Source organism: Burkholderia aenigmatica (assembly GCF_902499175.1).
GTDB lineage: Bacteria > Pseudomonadota > Gammaproteobacteria > Burkholderiales > Burkholderiaceae > Burkholderia > Burkholderia aenigmatica.
Genome location: NZ_CABVQC010000018.1, coordinates 24091 through 47926, shown reverse-complemented (window position 1 = coordinate 47926; position 23836 = coordinate 24091). Strand labels below are relative to the sequence as shown.

General features: G+C 65.3%; 18 protein-coding genes and 1 tRNA gene. 5 read left to right on the top strand and 14 right to left on the bottom strand.

Annotation, left to right across the window (positions count from 1 at the left end):
* The first annotated feature begins 440 nt into the window (after nt 1-440).
* The gene (locus BDO18943_RS15045) at nt 441-2132 is read left to right on the top strand and encodes a DUF3300 domain-containing protein (protein WP_175023000.1); all 1692 of its coding nucleotides are present in this window, start codon (nt 441-443) and stop codon (nt 2130-2132) included.
* 138 nt (nt 2133-2270) lie between these two features.
* Here BDO18943_RS15045 and BDO18943_RS15040 read toward each other — a convergent pair whose 3' ends face one another.
* Complete coding sequence (locus BDO18943_RS15040) at nt 2271-2921, bottom strand: pyridoxamine 5'-phosphate oxidase family protein (RefSeq protein WP_175022998.1); 651 nt, start codon at nt 2919-2921, stop codon at nt 2271-2273.
* A gap of 315 nt (nt 2922-3236) precedes the next feature.
* On the opposite strand from BDO18943_RS15040, the gene pdxR reads away from it, so the two are divergent.
* Nucleotides 3237-4703 (top strand): MocR-like pyridoxine biosynthesis transcription factor PdxR, encoded by a 1467-nt coding sequence (gene pdxR, locus BDO18943_RS15035; RefSeq protein WP_175022996.1) that lies wholly within the window; start codon nt 3237-3239, stop codon nt 4701-4703.
* Nucleotides 4704-4725: 22 nt separating this feature from the next.
* Here pdxR and BDO18943_RS15030 read toward each other — a convergent pair whose 3' ends face one another.
* The 7 genes from BDO18943_RS15030 to BDO18943_RS15000 form a co-directional block, all read right to left on the bottom strand.
* A complete protein-coding gene (locus tag BDO18943_RS15030) occupies nt 4726-6276 on the bottom strand; it encodes a phospholipase D family protein (RefSeq protein WP_043177752.1) in 1551 nt (516 codons plus the stop codon).
* Between the two features lie 259 nt (nt 6277-6535).
* Nucleotides 6536-6611 (bottom strand) — tRNA-Ile (locus BDO18943_RS15025).
* A 129-nt stretch (nt 6612-6740) separates the two neighbouring features.
* Complete coding sequence (rpoD, locus tag BDO18943_RS15020; protein ID WP_175022994.1) at nt 6741-9158, bottom strand: RNA polymerase sigma factor RpoD; 2418 nt, start codon at nt 9156-9158, stop codon at nt 6741-6743.
* 88 nt (nt 9159-9246) lie between these two features.
* Nucleotides 9247-11124, bottom strand: a complete 1878-nt coding sequence (gene dnaG / locus BDO18943_RS15015; RefSeq protein WP_089453413.1) for a DNA primase — start codon at nt 11122-11124, stop codon at nt 9247-9249.
* Nucleotides 11125-11195: 71 nt separating this feature from the next.
* Entirely contained in the window at nt 11196-11642 is a 447-nt protein-coding gene (locus BDO18943_RS15010; protein ID WP_043177763.1) for a GatB/YqeY domain-containing protein, read from the bottom strand.
* Between the two features lie 201 nt (nt 11643-11843).
* Nucleotides 11844-12056, bottom strand: a complete 213-nt coding sequence (gene rpsU, locus BDO18943_RS15005) for a 30S ribosomal protein S21 (RefSeq protein ID WP_006479415.1) — start codon at nt 12054-12056, stop codon at nt 11844-11846.
* A gap of 107 nt (nt 12057-12163) precedes the next feature.
* Entirely contained in the window at nt 12164-13384 is a 1221-nt protein-coding gene (locus BDO18943_RS15000) for a BaiN/RdsA family NAD(P)/FAD-dependent oxidoreductase (protein ID WP_043177767.1), read from the bottom strand.
* A 130-nt stretch (nt 13385-13514) separates the two neighbouring features.
* On the opposite strand from BDO18943_RS15000, the gene tsaD reads away from it, so the two are divergent.
* Entirely contained in the window at nt 13515-14555 is a 1041-nt protein-coding gene (tsaD, locus tag BDO18943_RS14995; protein ID WP_039358123.1) for a tRNA (adenosine(37)-N6)-threonylcarbamoyltransferase complex transferase subunit TsaD, read from the top strand.
* A 91-nt stretch (nt 14556-14646) separates the two neighbouring features.
* Here the strand turns inward: tsaD and folE2 are convergent, their stop codons facing one another.
* The 4 genes from folE2 to BDO18943_RS14975 form a co-directional block, all read right to left on the bottom strand.
* Nucleotides 14647-15456 carry a GTP cyclohydrolase FolE2 gene (gene folE2 / locus BDO18943_RS14990; RefSeq protein ID WP_175022992.1) on the bottom strand — a complete coding sequence of 270 codons (810 nt, stop codon included), beginning with the start codon at nt 15454-15456 and terminating at the stop codon, nt 14647-14649.
* Nucleotides 15457-15610: 154 nt separating this feature from the next.
* Nucleotides 15611-17515 carry a 1-deoxy-D-xylulose-5-phosphate synthase gene (gene dxs / locus BDO18943_RS14985; RefSeq protein WP_175022990.1) on the bottom strand — a complete coding sequence of 635 codons (1905 nt, stop codon included), beginning with the start codon at nt 17513-17515 and terminating at the stop codon, nt 15611-15613.
* 81 nt (nt 17516-17596) lie between these two features.
* Nucleotides 17597-18481, bottom strand: a complete 885-nt coding sequence (locus tag BDO18943_RS14980; protein ID WP_175022987.1) for a polyprenyl synthetase family protein — start codon at nt 18479-18481, stop codon at nt 17597-17599.
* On the bottom strand, nt 18478-18771 hold the full coding sequence (locus BDO18943_RS14975; protein ID WP_006479428.1) for an exodeoxyribonuclease VII small subunit: 294 nt from the start codon (nt 18769-18771) through the stop codon (nt 18478-18480). The genes BDO18943_RS14980 and BDO18943_RS14975 overlap by 4 nt, the downstream gene beginning before the upstream one ends.
* Before the next feature lie 271 nt (nt 18772-19042).
* Between BDO18943_RS14975 and BDO18943_RS14970 the strand changes: the two genes are divergently transcribed.
* Nucleotides 19043-20149, top strand: coding sequence for an aromatic ring-hydroxylating oxygenase subunit alpha (locus tag BDO18943_RS14970; RefSeq protein ID WP_043177779.1), 1107 nt, complete (start codon nt 19043-19045; stop codon nt 20147-20149).
* A 117-nt stretch (nt 20150-20266) separates the two neighbouring features.
* Nucleotides 20267-21136, top strand: coding sequence for a sulfurtransferase (locus BDO18943_RS14965; protein ID WP_175022985.1), 870 nt, complete (start codon nt 20267-20269; stop codon nt 21134-21136).
* 54 nt (nt 21137-21190) lie between these two features.
* On the opposite strand, the gene BDO18943_RS14960 is transcribed toward BDO18943_RS14965, so the two are convergent.
* Nucleotides 21191-22066, bottom strand: a complete 876-nt coding sequence (locus tag BDO18943_RS14960; protein ID WP_089453416.1) for a dienelactone hydrolase family protein — start codon at nt 22064-22066, stop codon at nt 21191-21193.
* Nucleotides 22067-22487: 421 nt separating this feature from the next.
* Entirely contained in the window at nt 22488-23822 is a 1335-nt protein-coding gene (locus BDO18943_RS14955) for an NAD(P)/FAD-dependent oxidoreductase (RefSeq protein ID WP_175022983.1), read from the bottom strand.
* Nucleotides 23823-23836 lie beyond the last annotated feature (14 nt).

Genomic DNA, 23836 nt, shown 5'->3' with positions numbered 1-23836 from the left:
ACCGCCCCGGTTCCGCGTGCGCGCTAGCGCACGCATCGAACCGGATGTGATCGTTTGAACGACCCGCGAGGGCTGCCAAGCCCTCGCGGTTTTTTTGCGTTCCGCGCAATCTCGCGGAGCAGCATCCGGCGCGACGACGCGCTCGCCGACCTTGCAATCGTTGCGCGAACAACTTTCAGATCCATTACCCGGGCGGCGCCAGTCTGCTTACGGACTGCAAGGCACACACACTGTTACACAACACCCAGACAACTTCCGCGCGTGTCACGCGTTTAACTGGATATATCGATTCGTCGCGGGACCGCCACCATGCGAACACGACCCTGCCACCTGCACCGGCCGATGCCCCCGGAGCAGACGCGGACGGTCGCGGCACAGTGCTCAAGCCGATCGCGCGGCCCGCGTGCCTGCCAACGCCGACACAACACCGAACGAACAACATGAACAACACACGTGCACACCGCCCCGTCAGAACGCTGATCGCGTCGTCCCTCATCGTGTCGCTGCTCGGCCTCTCGGCCTGCAACAAGAACGGCGACAGCAGTGCCGCCGTGCCGGCCAGCGCGGCCGCGGCGGCCCAGCCCGCTTCGACGCCCGTCGCCTACACGCCGCCGACCGCCGACCAGCTCTATCAGATGGTCGCGCCGATCGCGCTGTTCCCCGACAAGCTCGTCGCGCTGGTGCTCGCGGGGGCAACGTACCCGGACCAGGTCACGGCCGCCAACAACTGGGTGACGCAGAATCCGTCATTGAAGGGACAGGCACTCGCCACCGCCGCCGATACGCAGCCGTGGGATCCGTCCGTCAAGGCCTTGACCGCGTTCCCCGCGGTGCTGTCGCAGATGGCGTCGAACCCGGCCTGGACCACGTCGCTCGGCCAGGCGTACTACAACGATCCGACCGACGTGATGAACGCGATCCAGGCGATGCGCCAGCGCGCGCAGACGTCCGGCCATCTCCGATCGGGCGGCCAGATGCGCGTCACGCAAGTCGCGCAGGCCGCACCCTCCGGCTATACGCCGGCCACCGACGCGCCCGTCGTCTACGCCGGGCCGGCGATCGTGCCGCCGCCCGCGCAGGCCATCGAGATCGAATCGGCCCAGCCCGACGTCGTCTATGTCCCGACTTACAACCCGACGGTCGTCTACGGCGAGCCCGTCTCGTCCTACCCCGGCTACGTATATCGGCCGCCTTCATACAGCACGGGTGAAGTCGTTGCCGCCGGCGTGATCACGTTCGGCGTCGGCATCGCCGTCGGCGCCGCGATCTTCGGGCACCACGACTGGGGCTGGCATGCATGGGGCATGAACTGGGGCGCGCCGCGTCCGGAGGGCCCCGGCTGGAACGGCGGCTGGCAGCGCCCGGCCGTGGTGTACAACCACACCACGTACGTGACGAAGTCGACCACCGTGATCAACAACATCACCAATATCCGCAACACGCGCATCACGAACAACTACGGCGGCAACGTCACCAACAACACGACGAACACGACGATCGAACGCAACACGATGCAGCCGGGCGCGTCGCCGATGCGCGGGCAGGCCATGGAGCAGCGCCCGGGCGCCGTGCCGATGACGATGCCGCACTTCGGCGCGAACGATACGCGCCCCGGCGCGCGGCCGTCGCCCGACGCATTCGCGCAGAACCGTGCAAACGAACCGCATGCCGAAACACCGGCGCCGCATGCGCCCGGCGCGATGCGTGACGAGCATCAGCAGGCGCTGCAGCAGGAGCGCGCCGCGCAGGAAAATCGCGCAACCGCGCAACAACAGCAATTGCAGCAACAACAGCGGAACGAAGCACTGCAGCAACGCGAGGAACTGCAACAGCACAACGCGGCACAGCAGCAACGCGCGGAAATGCAGCAACACAACGCAGCGGAGCAACAACAGCGCGAGGAGATGCAGCAACACAATGCGGCGCAGCAGCAGGAGCGCGAAGCAACGCAACAACGTAACGAGGCCCAGCAGCAACTGCACAAGGAGGCGCCGCCGCACAACGAAGCGCACCCTCAGGAACACGCGGCACAGCCGCCGCGGCAACCGGCCCCCGAGCACGCGCCTGCACCGCATCCACACGCTGCGGAGTCGCATCCGCCGCACGACGCGCATGAGCATCGCACCGAGTGAAACGCACCCCGTCACGACAGCGCGACCTTCGCGCTGTCGGCCCGCGAAGGTCGTGTCTCGCTGCCATGCAAAAGCGGCACGGCTCAAAGCACCGCGCGCTGCCGCTTCCAGCAAAATCGCACGGCCTTGTCGCGCAACTCACTCGGTCCAGTTGCGGACGTAGTCCGGCACCGGCATGGCGCCGTCGGCATGAACCGGTGCGCCGCGTGTCGTTTTCAGCGGCAGGATCCCCGTCCAGACAGCGAGCGCGAGATCTTCGTCCTTGTCGGACGGCATTGAATCGCTGACTTTCACGGCGGCTTCCTCAAGCGCAATCCGCAGCACGCTGGTCGCATTGAGTTCCTTCTCATTTCCGGGCCGCGCGTCATGCCGGCGACCGGGCGCGATCTTGTCCATCAATGCATCCAGCGCCATCAGCTTGTCCGCACTGCCCTCCACCACCTCGAACCGTCCGTAGATCACCGCGGATCGATAATTCATCGAATGGTTGAAGGCCGACCTGGCCAACACGAGACCATCCAGCAACGTAATCGCGATGGACGCCTGCGCGCCCGCCGACAGCGCCTTGATCATCCGGCTGCCGTTGGACCCGTGAATATAGAGGTCATCGCCCCGTCTCCAGTGCGCGGTCGGGATGCAGTGCGTGTCGTCACCTGCACCGAACGCGACATGGCAGACGTAGGCCTCGTCCACGATGCGATGAAGCATCGTGCGATCGCGGTTCGCCAGTTCCGGCAGGCGGCGAATGGTGGTGCGGGAGGTGGGAGAGATAGCAGTCTGGTCTTTCATGTTTCGTGTTCCTGTTCGCGCGCGCTTGCACGCATCGAGCGGCCCGCGTTCCGACACGACGCGGGCATCCATTCTGAATAGTTTTGCACTCCGAATTTAACCGAATCGGATGCGTGCGGCTTCCACGGCTGCGCCGACCTGTCGATCGGCCCATCGACAGTCGCTTGCCAGATCGATCAAAATACGCGCGTGCCGCTATCGTGGACGATCGCCGGAATGACCCGCGCGCCGGCCGGCACCGCAAGAACGTGAACGATACGATGCGCGTCGAATCTTCAAAAGAACCAGCTCAACGAAAAATTCTAGAACCAGCCCATGGATCTCGCGCTGCTCATCTCATCGCTTTCCAGACAGGACGGCACGACCCGACACAGCCAGCAGGAAGCCCTCTACCGGAGCCTGCGCAACCTGCTGCTGGACGGACACATTCCGTCCGGCACACGGCTCGTGTCGACGCGCGTGCTCGCGGCGGAGCTGGGCATCGCGCGCAATTCGGCAGTCTATGCGTACGAGCGCCTTGCCGAAGAAGGCTTCGTGGCGGCGACGCGCAACGGCACCATCACGCTTTGGGACGGATGCGGCCGTTCGAGCGCCGGGCTCGACAGCGGCCCGGCCCCGGTTCAATTGTCCGAGCGCGTGCATGGGCTGGAGAACGCCGATCCCGAACCCGAACGCATGCTGCCGTTCGTGCCCGGCCTTCCGTCGCTCGATGAATTCCCCGTTACCCCATGGCGTCGTTGCATCGAGCGCGCATGGAAAGTCATCAAGCCTGCGCAGCTCGCCTATGGCCCGGTCGAAGGGCTGCCCGAATTGCGGCGCGCCGTGGCCGCCTATATCCGGGTCTCGCGAGGCGTACGCTGCGACACAGGCCAGGTATTCATCACCGACGGCACGCAAAGCAGCCTCGAACTATGCGCGCGCATGCTGGCGAATCCCGGTGAATTCGGCTGGCTCGAGAACCCCTGCTACAACGGCGCCCGAACCGCATTCCGGTCGACCGGCCTGGAGCTCGTGCCGATCGAGGTCGACCACGAAGGGATGGCGCCAACCGACGAACAGTGGCGCACCCGGCCGCCGCGGCTGATCTATACGACGCCATCGCATCAATACCCGCTTGGCGCGCTGATGAGCCCCCGGCGGCGTGCCGCGCTCGCCGAGCACGCACGTGCGTGCGGCGCCTGGATCATCGAGGACGACTACGACAGCGAGTTCCGCCACGGCGGCCAGCCGCTGCCGGCGATCCAGGGCCTGCATGCCGACGCACCGGTCTGCTATCTCGGCACCTTCAGCAAGACGATGTTTCCCGCCCTGCGGCTCGGTTTCATGGTGGTTCCGCCGGTGTTGGTCGAACGCTTCACCCGAACGCTGCGCGAACTCGTCCATCGCGGCCACTCGGCCGACCAACTGGCGATGGCCGAATTCATCGACACGGGCCTCTTTGCGCGGCACCTGCGCAAGATGCGGATGCTGTACGCCGAGCGACGGAGCAGCCTCGAAGCGGCACTCGCCCGCCACCTCGGCACCGCGCTGAGCGTTCGCGAAAGTCCGGGTGGCATGCATCTGTCGGCGGATCTCGCGATGCCGCTGCACGATACCGACGTCGCCCGCGCCGCAGCCGCGCATGGCCTGCTGCTTCAGCCGCTGAGCAGCTATCGGGTCGGCGACGGCCGGCCGTACAACGGCTTCGTGCTGGGATACGCCGGCCTGAACGACGCGACGATCGAGACCGCGACGACGCAGCTCGCGGCCGTCATCGAGCAGTTCGGCCGCACGCGCTGCTGAGCATCGTGTACGGCATCGCCGCTCACAGTTGCGATTCGATCGGAAGCAGCCCGAGAAACCAGATTTCCATCCGCCGCGCGGCCGACACTTCCGGTTCGTGATCGAGCTCCGTGACCTTCCCGTCCGAATCGGTCTGAATCCACTTGAGCTGCCCTTTGCCCGCCGGATCGGTCCTCGGCTCGACCCGCCACGCAATTCGATCGAGCCGTCCTTCCAGATCGTTTGCCACTTGCGACGCAATCGCCGGACTCTCGCAGTACACGCCGATTTCCGTATTGAGGTTCAGCGAGCGCGGATCGAGATTCATCGACCCGATGAAAATGCTCTTGTGGTCGAACACGTAGGTCTTGGCATGCAGCGACGCGCGCGACGACCCGATGATCACCTTCTTCGAAATGCTCTTGTCGCCTGACGGCCGCCGTTCGTAAAGCCGCACGCCGGCCGCCACGAGATCGCTGCGGTATTGCCGGTAGCCCGCATGCACGGCCGCCACGTCGGTCGACGCGAGCGAGTTGGTCAGCACCGTGACACGCACGCCGCGCGCCGTGAGCGCGCGCAGCCGCTCGACGACCTCCTTGCCCGGCACGAAATACGGAGACACGATCAGCAGGTCATGTTCAGGCTGCAATGCGAGCGCCCGCAACTGCGGCATCAGGTGCCCGTCGCTGTCCTTCGGCGCGTGCGCGATCTTCGACGGATCGTCGTACAGCACCGTCGCGTGGCCCCACGACAGTTCCGTGCCCGCCCCGTGAACAATCTGGTCGAGCCGTTGCCTCGCCTCGAGTACGTACGGGTTGTCCTCCATGGTCCTCAGGTAGTCGCGCAATCGTTCACGCTCGCGGTCCAGCCCGCCCGGCGCCGCATCGTGTCCGACCAGCGCACCGATCGGATACGCGTACGGGGAATTCCAGAACGTGTCGAATTCGGTCGAGATGTTTTTCACGACCGGGCCGTGGACGACGACATCGAGATCGCCGAATTCCAGCATCGACGATGCACCAAAATACTCGTCGCCGATATTGCGGCCGCCGATGATCGCCGCCTGGTTGTCCGCGATCATCGCCTTGTTGTGCATGCGCCGGTTGACGCGCGAGAACTCGAACACCGTGCCGATCTTCTTGAACCGGCGCGTGGCGACCGGATTGAACAGCCGGATTTCGATGTTCGGATGCGAACTGATCTCGAGCAGCTTGCGGTCGTCCGCGTTCGTGCCGAGATCGTCGAGCAGCGCACGGACGCGCACGCCGCGATCGGCCGCGCGAATGATCGCGTCGGCCAGTTCGTGCCCGGTCAGGTCGTCGTGCCAGATGTAGTACTGAAGGTCGAGCGAGCGGTCCGCGCGATCGGCAAGCAACACGCGCGCATCCAGCGCGTCGACCGGATCGATCAACAGATGGAACGCGTCCTGCCCCGGGTGCGTACTGGCCTGCCGCTGGAACGCAACGCCCAGCCGCGTGTTGTCGGTATCGGTGTACGCGTGCGTCTGTACGCGATCGGCCTGCGGCGGCAGGCTCGCGCATGCAACGAGCGCCAGCAACGAGAGAATCGCACCCCACGAACGCAGCATGGTCATGATTGCCGTCCCACTCCCGCCGAAGTCTGTTTATTCTTGCCGCCGGATGGATCGCGGGGCTGTCTGGTTTTCCTTCGGCCGCAACCGGTGTTGCGTGTGAAACGGCCGCGCTACAGCATACTTGGATTGACAGCGGCGCGGCACTTTCTCGGTAATTTCCCGATCCGGACGCGCGTCACGCGTCCACGCAAAGAAAAACCCGCGACGCATGAAGCCATCGCGGGTTTTCGGCATGCCGCGCAATCGCGCGCATGAAATCTGGTGGGCCCGGCGGGGTTCGAACCCGCGACCAATCGATTATGAGTCGACTGCTCTAACCGCTGAGCTACAAGCCCTGATGAGAAGCAAAGCGTGTCACACGCTGCCCCGACAAAGAAGCCGGGCCGGCATTGTAACAACAAAGGGGAGAAACGCCACCGGCATCATGCAGATACCGGCGGCGTTCGCAGGAGAGACGCTGGAAATCAGTTCCCTTCGAGGAACGACTTCAGCTTGTCGGAACGGCTCGGGTGACGCAGCTTGCGCAGCGCCTTGGCCTCGATCTGACGGATCCGCTCACGCGTGACGTCGAACTGCTTGCCGACTTCCTCGAGCGTGTGATCGGTGCTCATCTCGATACCGAAACGCATCCGCAGCACCTTCGCCTCGCGCGGCGTCAGCGAATCGAGCACGTCCTTCACGACGTCGCGCATGCTTGCATGCAGCGCGGCATCCGCCGGCGCGACCGTGTTGTTGTCCTCGATGAAGTCGCCGAGATGGGAATCGTCGTCGTCACCGATCGGCGTTTCCATCGAGATCGGCTCCTTCGCGATCTTCATGATCTTGCGGATCTTGTCTTCCGGCATTTCCATCTTCTCGGCGAGCGTTGCCGGATCCGGCTCGAGACCGGTTTCCTGCAGGATCTGCCGCGAGATGCGGTTCATCTTGTTGATCGTTTCGATCATGTGAACCGGAATACGGATCGTACGCGCCTGGTCCGCGATCGAACGCGTGATGGCCTGACGGATCCACCACGTCGCATAGGTCGAGAACTTGTAGCCGCGACGGTATTCGAACTTGTCCACCGCCTTCATCAGGCCGATGTTGCCTTCCTGGATCAGGTCGAGGAACTGCAGGCCGCGGTTCGTGTACTTCTTCGCGATCGAGATCACGAGACGCAGGTTCGCCTCGGTCATTTCGCGCTTCGCCTGACGCGCCTTCAGCTCGCCGGCCGCCATCTGGCGGTTGGTTTCCTTCAGGTCCTTCAGCGGCAAGACGACGCGCGCCTGCAGATCGAGCAGACGCTGCTGCTGTTCGCGGATCGCCGGAACGTTACGCGACAGCACCGCGCTGTACGAGTGACCTTCGGCCGTGACCTTCTCGGACCAGTCGAGATCCGTCTCGCTGCCGGGGAAGCGCGCGATGAATTCCGAACGCGGCATGCCGCACTTGTCGACGACGATGTGCAGGATCTGACGTTCGACCTGACGCACTTCGTCCACCTGCGCACGCAGCGTGTCGCACAGGCGTTCGACGGTACGCGCGGTGAAGCGGATCGTCATCAGTTCGGTCTGGATCGTTTCCTGCGCCTTCAGGTAGGCCTTCGACTTGTAGCCTTCCTTTTCGAACGCGCGGCGCATCTTGTCGAACCACTCGCTGATCTGCGAGAACTTGTCGAGCGAGGCGCGCTTGAGGGCTTCGAGCTGGGCGGCGTTGGCCGATGCCTGTGCAGCACCGTCATCTTCCTCCTCTTCCTCTTCTTCCTCTTCCTCTTCGGCTTCCTCGTCCTCGTTCTCGATGGCTTCCGCTTCCTTCGCGGAGAAGCCGTCGGTATCGGCGGAGTCCGAAGCATTCGGATCGAGCAGGCCGTCGACGAGCTCGTCGACGCGGATCTCTTCGTTCGCGACGCGTTCGGCCATCGCGAGGATGTCGGCGATCGTCGTCGGGCATGCGGAGATGGCCATCACCATGTGGCGCAGGCCGTCCTCGATCCGCTTCGCGATCTCGATTTCGCCTTCGCGCGTGAGCAGCTCGACCGTGCCCATTTCACGCATGTACATCCGGACCGGATCGGTCGTGCGGCCGAATTCCGAATCGACGGTGGACAGCGCAACTTCCGCTTCCTCTTCGACTTCATCGTCCGACGACGCGGCGGGCGCGTTGTCGTTCAGGAGCAGCGTTTCCGCGTCCGGCGCCTGCTCGTAGACCGCCACGCCCATGTCGTTGAACGTACCGATGATGCCTTCGAGGGCTTCGGTCTCGGTGAAGTTGTCCGGCAGGTGGTCGTTGATTTCGGCGTACGTCAGGAAGCCGCGCTCCTTGCCGAGCTTGATCAGCGCGCGCAGTTTCACGCGGCGCTCTTCGAGCTCCTCGGCCGTACCCGGCGTGCTCGTCGCGAACGCTTCCTTCAGCAGCGCCTTTTCCTTGGCACGACGATCGCGCACCTTGGACTTGCCCGGAGCAGCCACGGCTGCGGGCTGCTCGTCGCTCTGACTTGCGTTGTCATCGACGGATACTTCGTTCAGCTTTTTGGTCATGGAGTTCGCCGTACCGGCTATATCGACTCGCGGCTGCTGGACGACAGCCGGTTGAACCGTGGGTGCATGAGTAGTACGTACTGCCGTTTCGTCCGCGGCGGCAGTCGTGTCCCTTGCGCTTTTCGCACTTGCCCGCTTCGCCGCCGGCTTGGCCGGCCCGGAGTCGGGTCTGGCGGCAGCCCGTGTTCTGGCTGCCTGCGCCGGCGCAGCTTGAGCAGTGCCGGCCGCGGTTTTCTTTCCTGCTGGGGCTGACGTGGCTGAAGACGTTGTCCTGGTGGAAGAAGCAGACTTGGCCGCTGTGACCTTCTTGGTCGGCTCCGTCGAGCCCTTGCCTGCTGCTTTCTTTCCGCCTGTCGTCTTTGCCATCGCGATTCTCGCCTCTGCTTAGAAAACAAACCGCTGGAAACCTTATATTATAGCACGCTGGGGAGCCCTCTCTAAGCTCTCCGGCCGCCTACAGCCCGAGCCGACGCTTCATGTCGGTTCGCTGCTGGTTCAATTCCGTCAATTCGGCCAATTCCTCGGGTGTGAAGGTGGATTGCCGCGCCAGCCTGTCAAGCCGGTCGCAGCAGGCGTCGTAACGCATCTTGAGTACCGCCGCCTGCAGTTCCTCCCCCGCGATCCGTTCCTGTTCACGCTGCCGCTCGGGCACCGTCTCGTCTTCCGGATTCTGTAACAGCAAGTCGCGGACGTTTTCATCATAGTCCAGAATTTCGCGGAAGATTTCCTCGTAAGTCGCTCCATTCGAGGACGTCCGCAGGACATCCGACAGCAGCCGGAACTCCGCGCCGTCGCCCAGCGCGCGCGCGTGATCGACGACTTCCGCGAACAGTTCGCCGATGCGCGGCAACGCGCGCAGGGTCGCGAGCTGCTCGTCGTCGAGCTGCGTCGCGATGCGCGGATGCATCACCAGCGTGCGCAACGCACGCTTTTCGCTGTCCGTCACGCGGCGCCGCTCGCTGCGCGGGGGCGCCTGGCGCGGCGGTGCCGCGATCCGCGTATCGACGTCGGACAGCCCCGCGACCTCTTCGAACGGGATGTCGAGGCGATCGGCGAACATGTGCATGATCTGTGCGCGCAACGCGTTCGCGGGCAGCGCCTGCAACAGCGGCTTCGCGTCGAACAGCGCCTTCGCGCGGCCTTCCGGCTGGTCGAGCGCCTTGCCGGAAATTGCTTCGTTCAGCAGAAATTGTGACAGCGGCATCGCGCGCTCGACCTGCTCGGAGAACGCCGCCTCGCCGAACTCGCGTACATAGCTGTCCGGATCGTGCTCGGCCGGCAGAAAAAGGAACCGAATCGTGCGGTTGTCGCCCGCATGCGGCAGGCAGGCCTCGAGCGCGCGCCGGGCCGCCCGCCGCCCGGCCGAATCGCCGTCGAAACTGAAAATGACCGTATCGGTCTGGCGCAGCAGCTTCTGCACGTGAATCGGCGTGCACGCGGTGCCGAGCGTCGCGACCGCATTCGGGAACCCGAGCTGCGCGAGCGCGACGACGTCCATGTAGCCTTCGACGACCAGCACGTACTTGCGCTCGCGAATCGCGAGCCGCGCCTCGAACAGGCCGTACAGCTCGCTGCCCTTGTTGAACAGCGGGGTTTCGGGCGAGTTCAGGTACTTCGGCTCGCCGCTGCCGAGCACGCGGCCGCCGAAGCCGATCACCTGGCCCTTCACGTTGCGGATCGGGAACATGATCCGCTCGCGGAACCGGTCGTAGCGGCGCGCGACGCCCTGCGCATCGGTCTTCTCGCTGACGATCACGAGCCCCGACTCGACGAGCGACTCGTCGCGATAGTCCGGGAACGCGGCCTCGAGGTTCTGCCAGCCGTCCGGCGCATAGCCGAGCCCGAAGCGCGCGGCGATCTCGCCGGTCAGACCCCGGTTCTTCAGGTACTGGATCGCGACGGTCGCGCCGCGCAACTGCTTGCGGTAGTAGTCGCACGCGGCGGTCATCGCATCGGACAACGCGGTCGCGACCGATTTCGACACCGGTGCCGGATAGTCGCCGCCACCGCCTCCGCCCCCACCGCCGCCACGCATCGACGGCTCGTGCGGCACGGTCAGCCCGACGGACTGCGCGAGTTCCTGCACGGCTTCGGGGAACGTAAGCCCCGCGTGCTCCATCAGGAAGCCGATCGCCGTGCCGTGCGCGCCACAACCGAAGCAGTGATAGAACTGCTTGGTCGGACTGACGGTAAACGACGGGCTCTTCTCGTTGTGGAACGGGCACAGCCCCATGAAGTTGGCGCCGCCCTTCTTGAGCTGCACGTACCGACCCACCACGTCGACGATATCGACGCGGTTCAGCAAGTCCTGCAGGAACGAATGCGGAATCACCGTGGGATCGAGCGAAAAAAAGACAATACGACACCCCGGCCCACGCACTGCGCGCGCCGGGGAAACAGGGGTTACTTCGTCAGCGCGGCCTTGACCAGCGCGGAAATCGCCGTCATGTCGGCACGGCCGGCGAGCTTGCCCTTCAGCACGCCCATCACCTTGCCCATGTCCTGCGGGCCGGCGGCGCCCGTCTGCGCGACTGCAGCCTGGACTTCGGCAGCCACTTCGGCTTCCGACAGCTGCTCCGGCATATAGCCGCTCAGCACGACCAGTTCAGCCTGCTCCTTCGCGACGAGGTCGTCACGGGCGGCTGCCTGGAACTGGCTGATCGAATCCTTGCGCTGCTTGATCATCTTGTCGATCACGGCCGTGATGCCCGCGTCGTCGAGGGTGATCTGATCGTCGACTTCGCGCTGCTTGATCGCGGCCATCAGCAGGCGAATCGTTGCCAGGCGCTCGCTTTCCTTCGCGCGCATCGCGGCCTTCATGTCTTCGCTGATCTGCTCTTTCAAACTCATCTTTCACCCGGGAAGGAAACGTGAATTCGACGCCCGCGAACGGACGTCAACACAAAAACCCGCTTGGGACAGTGTCTCAAGCGGGTTGCTCGAATCCGGCATCGGCGGCTCGCCTGATCGGTCGCACGATCATGCTCGATCTTCCACGATCACACGAAGTCGCCGGTGCGCCGCTCAGCGAACCGCGCGGCGCCCAATCGTTCAGTACAGCTTCTTCGGCAGCGTCTGGCTGCGGATACGCTTGTAATGACGCTTCACTGCAGCAGCCTTCTTGCGTTTGCGCTCTGCGGTCGGCTTCTCGTAAAACTCGCGCGCTCGAAGCTCGGTCAGCAGACCGTTCTTCTCGATCGTGCGCTTGAAGCGACGCATTGCAACTTCGAACGGCTCGTTCTCTTTAACGCGAATGATCGTCATGATCCGACACGAATAAAGGTTTGCAGGGAAAGACTACCGAGTATAGCAGAGCGATTGCCTAAAGGCACGGGGCCTGGTCCCGTCAAAACGGCGCCAGCCCGGCCCCGTCAGGCGCCGCGCGCATACTCCGCCGCGGCCTGCCCGGCCGCCGTGCCGGACGCCCACGCCCACTGAAAGTTGTAGCCGCCGAGCCAGCCCGTCACGTCCACCGCCTCGCCGACGAAGAACAGCCCGGGCACGCGCGTGCTCATCATCGTCGCAGACGACAGATCGCGCGTATCGACCCCGCCCTTCGTCACTTCGGCCTTCTTGTAGCCCTCGGTGCCGTTTGGCGTCAGCGTCCAGCCGGACAGCGCGTCGCCGATCTGGCGCAGCGTCTTGTCCGGCAGGTCCGCGAGCCGCGCGTCGGCCGCGACGCGATGCGTGTCGAGCCACGCATGCGCGAGGCGCGACGGCACCCAGTCCGCGAGCAGCGAACCGATCTGGCGCTTCGACGTGCGCTTCGCGTCGAGCAGGTCGGCGACCGTGTCGCGTTGCGGCAACAGATCGACGCGAATCGGGTCGCCAGGCTGCCAGTAACTCGAGATCTGCAGGATCCCAGGCCCGGACAGGCCGCGATGGGTCAGCAGCAGATCCTCGACGAATTCGCCGCCGCGCTTCTTGTCGCCGGTCGATACGCGCACTTCGAGCGATACGCCGGACAACGCCGCGAACGGCTCCCAGTCCTGCTGCGCGAACGTCAACGGCACGAGCGCGGGACGCGTATCGATGAGCTTGTGGCCGAACTGCTTGGCCAGCCGGTAGCCGAAGTCGGTCGCGCCGATCTTCGGGATCGACAGGCCGCCGGTCGCGACGATCAGTGCGCGCGCACCGATCGTCCCCGCCTGCTGCGTGTCGAGCATGAAGCCGTCGGCCGGCGCGTGGCGCACCGCGTCGACGACGACCGGCCGGCGCCACGCAATGCCGCCCGCATCGCACTCGTGCTTCAGCACGTCGATGACCGCGTCGCTGCCGTGATCGCAAAAGAGCTGGCCCTTGTGCTTTTCGTGCCAGGTCACATGATGACGCTTGAGCAGCCCGAGGAAATCGCGCGGCGTATAGCGCGCCAGGGCCGAGCGCGCGAAATGCGGATTCGACGACAGATAGTTGTCGGGGCCGGCGTACAGGTTCGTGAAGTTGCAGCGGCCGCCGCCCGAGATGCGGATCTTCTCGGCGAGCCGCGGCGCGTGATCGATCAGCACGACGCGGCGGCCGAGCTGCCCGGCAACCGCGGCGCTCATCATCCCTGCCGCGCCCGCGCCGATCACGGCGATATCATAAGTTTCCATGGCGCGGATTGTACCTGCCCGGCATCGAGCCCGGGCCGCCGCCAGCGGCGGCAGGCCCTCGCCTGCTATAATTTCCGGTTACGTTGACCTTCCTGCGGCGCGTCCGATACGGCGCGCCCTGCCCGCACCCATGCTCGTTCTCGGCATCGAAAGCTCCTGTGACGAAACCGGCCTCGCGCTCTACGACACGCAGCGCGGCCTGCTCGCGCACGCGCTCCACTCGCAGATCGCCATGCACCGCGAGTACGGCGGCGTCGTGCCCGAGCTCGCGTCGCGCGACCACATCCGCCGCGCACTGCCGCTGCTCGAGGAAGTGATGGCGCAAAGCGGCACGCGCCGCGACGACATCGACGCGATCGCGTTCACGCAGGGCCCCGGTCTCGCCGGCGCGCTGCTGGTCGGCGCGAGCATCGCGAATGCGCTCGCGCTCGCCTGGAACAAGCCGACCGTCGGCATCCATCACCTCGAAGGCCACCTGCTGTCGCCGCTGCTCGTCGACGAGCCGCCGCCGTTCCCGTTCGTCGCGCTGCTGGTGTCCGGCGGTCACACGCAACTGATGCGCGTGACCGACGTCGGCGTGTACGAGACGCTCGGTGAAACGCTCGACGATGCGGCCGGCGAAGCATTCGACAAGACGGCGAAGCTGATCGGCCTCGGCTACCCGGGCGGCCCGGAAGTATCGAAGCTCGCCGAAACCGGCACGCCGGGCGCGGTCGTGCTGCCGCGTCCGATGCTGCATTCGGGCGACCTCGACTTCAGCTTCAGCGGCCTGAAGACGGCCGTGCTCACGCAGATGAAGAAGTTCGAAGCGGCGAAGCTGGAAGGCGAAGCGCTCGAACGCGCGAAGGCCGACCTTGCACGCGGCTTCGTCGACGCGGCCGTCGACGTGCTCGTCGCCAAGTCGCTCGCCGCGCTGAAGAAGACCAAGCTCAAGCGCCTCGTAGTCGCGGGCGGCGTCGGCGCGAACCGCCAGTTGCGCGCCGCGCTGTCGGCCGCCGCGGCCAAGCGCGGTTTCGACGTGCACTACCCCGATCTCGCACTCTGCACCGATAACGGCGCGATGATCGCACTCGCGGGCGCATTGCGGCTCGGCCGCTGGCCCGAGCAGGCGAATGCCGACTACGCATTCACGGTGAAGCCGCGCTGGGATCTCGCGTCGCTCGCACGCTGAGCCGCACCGTGCGACGCAAGGTCGCACCGGCAAACAAAAAGGCCGCTCATTCGAGCGGCCTTGTTCATCGGCGTGACAAAACGCCGCGGCGTTATGCTGCCTGCCGCTTGTCGCGTTCGATCAGCGCATACGCGCTGTGATTGTGGATCGACTCGAAGTTCTCGGCTTCGAGCACGTAAGCCGCCACGCGCTCGTCCGCGTCGAGACGCTGCGCGACGTCGCGCACGAGATCCTCGACGAACTTCGGATTCTCGTACGCACGCTCGGTGACGAACTTCTCGTCCGGACGCTTCAGCAGGCCCCACAGCTCGCACGATGCCTCTTCCTCAGCGATGCGGATCAGCGCCTCGACCGGCAGGTCGGCTGCGAGCTCCGCGTCGATCGTCACGTGCGAGCGCTGGTTGTGCGCGCCGTACTGCGAGATCTTCTTCGAGCACGGGCACAGGCTCGTCACCGGCACCAGCACCTTCAGGAACAGACGCGTGTCGCCGTTGCGGCTTTCGCCCGCGAGCGTCACTTCATAGTCGAGCAGACTCTGCACGCCCGACACCGGCGCCGTCTTGTTCACGAAGTACGGGAACGTGACCTCGATGCGGCCGGCCTCGGCTTCCAGCTTCTCGAGCATCGACGCGAGCATCGTGCGAAAACGCTCGACCGTCAGCGGTGCGCGGTTCTCTTCGAGCAGCGCGACGAAACGCGACATGTGCGTGCCCTTCTGGTCGGCCGGCAGGCGGACGTCGAGGTTCCAGACACCGACGGTCGGCTGCACGTCGCCGCTTTCGGTACACACCGTCAACGGATGCCGGACCGCCTTCACGCCCACGCGCTGAATCGGAATCTGACGGGTATCCACCGTGCTCTGCACGTCGGGCATCACGAAGGCGGGATTCATCTGGTTCATCTTGTTCAATCCTTGTAAGCCGCGCGTTCGACGACGCGCACGCCGCATCATGCGGCAGCCGGAAAAGCAACATGGGCCCGCAGGCCCATGTTTTCCGCATCAATGAAGACCGGTTGCGCCAGTCGCACCGACGCCGCCCGCGGGCGGCGCCAGCTTATGCGACGCGCTTCGCCTGACCGGCGACGTCGGCCGCCGGATTCAGAAAGCGTTCGCGAATCGATTTCGCGATACCCGCGCCGTCGAGGCCGCATTGCGACAGCAGCTTCGCGGGGTCGCCGTGATCGATGAACAGGTCAGGGAGGCCCAATTGTAGTACGGGTCGGATAACCCCACTCTCCATCAGGGCTTCCACGCAGGCCGAGCCCGCGCCACCCATCACGCAACCTTCCTCGACCGTGACGAGGTAGTCGTGCGTCTCGGCGAGTTCACGCACGAGCGCCGCATCGACCGGTTTCACGAAGCGCATGTTCGCGACGGTTGCATCGAGCTCCTCGGCCGCGGCGAGCGACGGTGCGACCATCGTGCCGAACGCGAGGATTGCGACGCGCTTGCCTTCCGGCTGCGACGTCTGGCGACGCACTTCACCCTTACCGAGCGGGATCTCGGTGAACTCCTTCACCGTCGCCACGCCCGTGCCCGCGCCGCGCGGATAGCGCACCGCGGTCGGGTTCGGCTGCTGCAGTGCCGTGTGCAGCATCTGGCGGCATTCGTTCTCGTCGGACGCAGCCATGATCGTCATGTTCGGGATGCAGCGCATGAACGCGAGATCGTACGCGCCCGCGTGCGTCGCGCCGTCCGCGCCGACGAGGCCTGCACGGTCGATTGCAAACACGACCGGCAGGTTCTGCAGCGCGACGTCGTGGATCAGTTGATCGTACGCACGCTGCAGGAACGTCGAGTAGATCGCGACGACGGGCTTGAGGCCTTCGGTTGCCATGCCGCCCGCGAACGTCACCGCGTGCTGCTCGGCGATGCCGACGTCGTAGTAGCGATCCTTGAAACGCTTCTCGAACTCGACCATGCCCGAACCTTCGCGCATCGCGGGCGTGATGCCGACGACGCGCGTATCGCGCTCGGCTTCATCGCACAGCCACTCGCCGAACACCTGCGTGTACGTCTTCTTCGCGGGTGCGGTCGACGGCTTGATGCCTTCGGCCGGGTTGAACTTGCCGGGGCCGTGGTACAGCACGGGATCCGCTTCGGCGAGCTTGTAGCCCTGGCCTTTCTTCGTGACCACGTGCAGGAACTGCGGGCCGCGCAGTTCGCGGATGTTCTGCAGCGTCGGGATCAGCGAATCGAGATCGTGACCGTCGATCGGGCCGATGTAGTTGAAGCCGAACTCTTCGAACAGCGTGGCCGGCACGACCATGCCCTTCGCGTGCTCTTCGAGCTTGCGCGCGAGTTCGAGCACCGGCGGCGCCACGCTCAACACGCGCTCGACGCCCGCGCGCGCAGCCGCATAGAAGCGGCCAGACATCAGGCGGGCGAGATGGCGATTCAGCGCGCCGACCGGCGGCGAAATCGACATGTCGTTGTCGTTCAGGATCACGAGCAGCTTCGCATCTTCCGACACGCCTGCATTGTTCATCGCCTCGAACGCCATGCCGGCCGTCATCGCACCGTCGCCGATCACGGCGATCGAGAAGCGGTCGTCACCGTTCAGCTGGCTGCCGATCGCCATGCCGAGTGCGGCCGAGATCGACGTGCTCGAGTGCGCGGTGCCGAACGTGTCGTATTCGGATTCGCTGCGGCGCGGGAAGCCCGAGATGCCGTCCTGCTGGCGCAGCGAATGCATCTGGTCGCGGCGGCCCGTCAGGATCTTGTGCGGATAGGTCTGGTGACCCACATCCCAGACGATGCGATCGTTCGGCGTGTTGAACACGTAGTGCAACGCGATCGTCAGCTCGACCGTCCCGAGGTTGGACGACAAATGGCCGCCCGTCTTCGACACACTGTCGAGCACGAACGCGCGCAGTTCATCCGCGAGCGGTTGAAGTTGGCGACGATCGAGGCGGCGCAAATCCGCCGGGTCGTCGATGGTTTTCAGCAAGTCGTACATCGTCGTTCCATTATAGGAAATCAAACGCGCCCGCATTCTGTTGCACGCACCGTAGCGTGTGCGCGGCGGCGGGCTTTCGCGTCAGCTGACCCGGTTCACCACCAGGTCGGCAAGTTCGGCGAGACGCCGTGCGCGTGCGCCGAACGGTTTCAGCGCGTCGTGCGCTTCGGCGCGCAGTTGCGCCGCGAGCTCACGCGACGCCTCGAGGCCGAGGATCGATACATAGGTCGGCTTGTCGTTCGCCGCGTCCTTGCCGGCCGTCTTGCCGAGCGTCGCCGAATCGGTCGTGACGTCGAGAATGTCGTCGACGACCTGGAAGGCCAGACCCACGGCCCCCGCGTACACATCGAGCGCCGCCATCGTTTCCGCGGACGGCGTCTCGCCGGCCAGCGCGCCCATCCGCACGGCCGCGCGCAACAATGCGCCCGTCTTCATCCGGTGCATCGTCTCGAGCTGCTCGCGCGTCAGCTTGAGGCCGACGCTCGCCAGGTCGATCGCCTGCCCGCCGGCCATGCCGATCGAGCCGCTCGCCAGCGCCAGTTCGCGCACGAGCGCAGCCTGCTGCACCGGCGACAGCGCCGCGGCATCGGTCAGCGCAACGAACGCCTGCGACTGCAGTGCGTCGCCGACGAGCAGTGCCGTCGGCTCGTCATACTGCACGTGCACGGTGGGCTTGCCGCGACGCAGCGCGTCGTCGTCCATGCACGGCATGTCGTCGTGCACGAGCGAGTAGACGTGGATCATCTCCAGTGCCGCTGCCGCCGCATTACGCGCCGCTTCCGTCGCGCCGGTCAGTTCGCCTGCTGCATGGCACAGCAGCGGGCGAACGCGTTTGCCGCCGCCGAGGACCGCATAACGCATCGCCTCGTGAAGTGTCGCCGGCATCGCGGTTTCAGCGGGCAGATAGTGGCCGAGTGCGTCCTCGACGCGGTCAAGCACGGACCGCATCCATTGTTCGAATGTCATAGATCGTCGTCTTCGCCGTCCGTGGCGGCCGTTCCGGACGAAAGCGGCTTCAGCGTCGCGCCGTCGAGCACGCGAACCTGCTGCTCCACTTTCTCAAGCTGCTGTTGGCAAAACGCAACGAGGGTCGCACCGCGGCGATACGCCGCCAGTGAATCCTCGAGGCTCAACGCGCCGCCTTCCATCCGGGCAACCAGCGTCTCGAGTTCCGCGAGCGCCATCTCGTAATTGTCCGGCAACGGTTCGGTGCCATTGCCGGGCGGCGTGGCGCCTGGGGATGCGGTTTTCGCCATGGACGAGGGTGTCAAATTTCAAAACAAGTCGGACATTCTACGGCAAAAGAGAATTTTCCGACCTGCCGTCGTGGGCACCCGGGTACATATTCCGGCCCCATCTTCGACACACATTGTGCGCCCTCCGATTGTCGCCCGACAAAAAATTGACACAAATCAGGCACTTAATCCTAGCCTTGCGAGGCGAACCGGGTATAATTCCCCGTTTCCCTAAATCGATTTTTCGATGGTTGGGTTGTTCACTGCTTTCACGCTAACACCGGGAGTGGGAATGTCCAATCTGAGCGATGCGCTTCAGTTGAAGTCGGCTCACAGCCAGCTTCCAGTCACTGCATACTTCGATGAGGCGCTACTCGAGCGCGAGATCGAAACCCTCTTCAAGAAAGGACCTCGTTACGTCGGGCACGAGTTGATGGTGCCCGAGGCGGGGGATTATTTTGCGTTGCCGTCCGAGAAGGAAGGCCGCGTGCTGGTTCGCAACCAGGCGAATCAGATCGAACTGCTGTCGAACGTCTGCCGCCACCGGCAGGCGATCATGCTCAACGGGCGCGGCCACACGCAGAACATCGTGTGTCCGCTGCACCGCTGGACGTACGATCTGGAAGGCGAGCTGCTCGGCGCGCCGCACTTCCCCGACAAGCCCTGCCTGAACCTCGGCAAGAGCCCGCTGCAGAACTGGCAGGGGCTGCTGTTCGAGGCCGAAGGCCGGCATGTCGCGCGCGACCTCGCCAACCTCGGCACGAAGCATCACTTCGACTTCTCCGAGTACCTCTTCGATCACGTCGAAGTGCACGAGTGCGATTACAACTGGAAGACGTTCATCGAGGTCTACCTTGAGGATTATCACGTCGTCCCGTTCCACCCGGGCCTCGGCAGCTTCGTGTCGTGCGACGACCTCAAGTGGGAGTTCGGCGACTGGTACAGCGTGCAGACGGTCGGCGTGCACAACGCCCTCGCGAAACCGGGCAGCGCGACTTACCAGAAATGGCACGAGCAGGTGCTGAAGTTCCGTAACGGCGTGCCGCCGGAGTTCGGCGCGATCTGGATGGTCTACTACCCGGGCCTGATGATCGAGTGGTATCCGCACGTGCTCGTCGTGTCGTGGCTGATTCCGCAGGGCCCGCAGAAGACGACCAACATCGTCGAGTTCTATTACCCCGAGGAAATCGCGCTGTTCGAACGCGAATTCGTCGAGGCCGAACGCGCCGCCTATATGGAAACGGCCGTCGAGGACGACGAGATCGCGATGCGGATGGACGCAGGCCGCCGTGCGCTGATGGCACGCGGCGAGTCGCAGGTCGGCCCGTACCAGAGCCCGATGGAAGACGGCATGCAGCACTTTCACGAGTTCCTGCGCCGCCACCTCGGCGATATCTGACGGCAGGTGCGGCGCTTTGACGCCGCGCGGTATCCGGCAGACGAAAAGACGGGCTTCGGCCCGTCTTTTTTTGTTTAGACTTGGAATGTCAGGCCATTCGCACTCCAGGGAGCCGTCATGCCACACACCCACTACACCACGCTCATCTCCGCCGCCAATCTCGCCGAGCGCCTGGCGGCGGCGCCCGGCAGCGTTGCGCTGTTCGACTGCCGCTTCGATCTCGTCGATCCCGCTGCCGGCGAAGCCGCGTATGCAGCCGGCCATCTCCCCGGCGCCCAGTACCTCCATCTCGACCGCGATCTGTCGGGCCGCAAGACGGGCACCAATGGTCGCCATCCACTGCCGACCCGCGACGCACTCGCCACGCTGCTCGCGAACCGCGGCCTCAAGCAGGGCCAGCAGGTCGTCGCGTACGACGCGCAAGGCGGCGCCTATGCGGCGCGCCTGTGGTGGCTGCTGCGCTGGCTCGGCCACGATTCGGTCGCCGTGCTCGACGGCGGCCTGCAGGCCTGGGAAGCAGCCGGCCAGCCGCTGGCAACCGACGTGCCGCATCCAGCCGCCGGCGATTTCCGCGCGGCCGCGCCGCTCGAATCGACGGTCGATGCGGCCGCCGTGCTCGCCAACGTAAACGCACCCACGCGCATCGTGATCGATGCGCGCGCACCCGATCGCTACCGCGGCGAAAATGAAACGATCGATCGTGTGGGCGGCCACATCCCCGGCGCGCGCAACCGCTTCTTCAAGGACAACCTGACCGCCGACGGCCGCTTCAAGACCGGCCATGAACTGCGCGAGGCATTTTCCGCCGTGCTGGCGGGCACCGAACCGAACCGCGTGATCCTGCAATGCGGCTCCGGCGTCACCGCATGTCACAACGCGCTTGCGCTGGAGGTTGCGGGCCTGCACGGCGCGTCGCTGTATCCGGGCTCGTGGAGCGAATGGAGCGCCGACCCGTCGCGGCCGATCGCAACCGGCCCGACACCGTAAGCACCGGCACGGCGCAGGCGCAACGAAGCGGCGGCATGTGCCGCCGCTTGCCGTTTACATCACGCCGTACTTGCGGAGCCACGCGATCGCGCGCTTCCAGCTCTCCTCCGCATCGGCCTTCACATAGCTCGGCCGGTAATCGGCAAAGAACGCATGGCCGGCATCCGGATACACGACGATCTCCGATTCGCGCGCGAGCTTCGAATCGCTCGCCTGGATCGCCTTGCGCATGTCCGCGAGCGACGCCTGCGTGATGTTCGTATCCTTCTCGCCATACAACCCGAGCACCGGCACCTTCAGCAGCGATGCATGATCGACCGGGTTGAACGGCGTCATCTCGTCGGTCTTGCCTTCGACGAACCCGTACCATGCAACGGCCGCCCGCACATGCGGGTTGTGCTCCGCATACAGCCAGCTCTGACGGCCACCCCAGCAGAACCCGACCACGCCGAGACGCGACAGGTCGCCGCCGTTCTTGCCGGCCCACGCGACGGTCGCATCGAGATCCTCGGAAACTTGCCGGTCCGGCACCTTGCTGATGATGTGCTCGTCGAGTTCCTTGATCGTCGGGTACTTCGCCGCATTGCCCTGCCGCGCAAACAGGTCGGGCGCGATCGCGAGATAACCGAGCTTCGCGAAGCGGCGGCAGACATCGGCAATGTGCGCGTGCACGCCGAAGATCTCGTGAATCACGACGACGACCGGCAGGTTCGTCTTGTCCTTCGGCTGCGCGCGATACGCGGGCACGCTCGAGTCGCCCGAGCGGATCTCGACGGTGTCGACGTCCAGCCCTTCGCTGTCGGTCGTGACCGTCTGCGCCGACACGGGCAGTACAGCCGCCGCGAAGGCCCCGCCCAGCGCGGCCTGCATGAACTTGCGGCGCGAGAACGGAACGTGGGGAACCAGGCTGTCGACTTCGGGTTTCAACATGAATTGCACTCCTCGATTGGGCGCCGCCGTCACGATCACGGACACGGCATGACGGGGCATCGCGCCGGCGGGCGGCGCGGATGTCGCGGCGATTGGCACATCGCCGCAAACGGAAACCCGGACACGATGCCCAATAATCCGTTGTCGCGTCAACTGTCAGATATGTAAGACTCAATTACGACGCGTTGATTCGACACGTCGATCGTCGGCCGAAAACCCGCTGGCGGCTCGTCGAATCGCGATGTGGCAAGCCGCATGCCGATCGTCGCTGGGCGCACGGATACTTGCGAATTGAAACGAAAAACACGCGGTCGATCAGGTTCGTCGAACGCACGCAAGCGCTGCCGCCCGCAAAAAGACAACGGGCGGAGACCACGCACGACGTGCGCAGTCCCCGCCCGCTCCCCGCGCGAACGCGCGCTCAGTGCAGCTTGACGCGCGGCAGCGTCGTGCGCCGCAGCCAGTGCGCGACCGTGTCGAGCATCATCCTCGGATAGCCGTGCAGCGCGGCGATGTGCATCCGGTACAGCGACATGTACATGAAGCGTGCGAACAGCCCTTCGATCAGCATGTTGCCGCCGATCAGCCCGCCCATCAGGTTGCCGACCGCGCTGAAATGGCCGAGCGACACGAGCGAGCCGAGGTCGCGATACGTGAATTCCGGCAGCGGGCGCCCGTCGAGCCGGCAGCCGATTGCCTTCAGCAGGAAGTTGGCCTGCTGGTGCGCAGCCTGTGCACGCGGCGGCACATTGCGCTCGTTGCCGGGCCACGCGCATGCCGCGCAATCGCCGAGCGCGAATACGTTGTCGTCGGTGAAGGTCTGCAGCGTACGGCGCACGTCGAGCTGGCCGAGCTTGTTGACCTGGAGACCATCGAGATTGGCGAGCACGGACGGCGCCTTGATGCCGGCGGCCCAGACCGTCAGGTCGGCGCGCACCGTCTGGCCGCTCGCCGTATGGACGGCCCCGGGCGCCACCTCGGTCACGCGCTCGGCGAGCATCAGCCGCACGCCGATCTTTTCGAGCAGTTCGGCCGTCGCCGACGACACGCGCTCCGGCAACGCCGGGAGGATCCGCGGCCCCGATTCGATCAGCACGATGCCGACGTCGTGCCGCGGGTCGAGCTTGTGCAGCCCGTAGGCCGACAACACCTGCGCGGTGTTGCGCAGTTCGGCAGACAGCTCGACGCCGGTCGCGCCGCCGCCGACGATCGCGACCTGGATCCGCGGCTCGGCCGCCTCACCCGGCGCGGTCGGCGCCGGCGCCTGGTGCTCGGCGCGCATGCACGCGGCGATCAGCCGCTTGCGGAAGCGCTCGGCCTCGCCAACGGTATCGAGCGCGATCGCGTTTTCCGATGCACCCTGCACACCGAAGAAGTGAGTCGTGCTGCCGATCGCGATCACGAGCGTGTCGTATTCCAACTCGCGCGCCGGCAACAGCTCCTCGCCGTCGCTGTCGTTGACCGGCGAGAGCGTGATGCGCTTCGCCGCGCGGTCGAGCCCGGTCAGCCCGCCCTGCTGGAACTCGAAGCCATGCCAGCGCGCCTGCGCCGCATATTCGAGCTCCTGCGTGAACGGATCCATGCTGCCGGCCGCGACCTCGTGCAGCAGCGGTTTCCAGATGTGGGTCGGATTGCGGTCGACGAGCGTGACAAGCGCACGCGCGGAACGATTGCCGCGCGCGCCGTAACGGTCGCCGAGCCGCGTCGCCAGTTCCAGGCCGCCCGCGCCTCCGCCTACGATGATGATCCGATGCATCTGTTCCCCCTTTG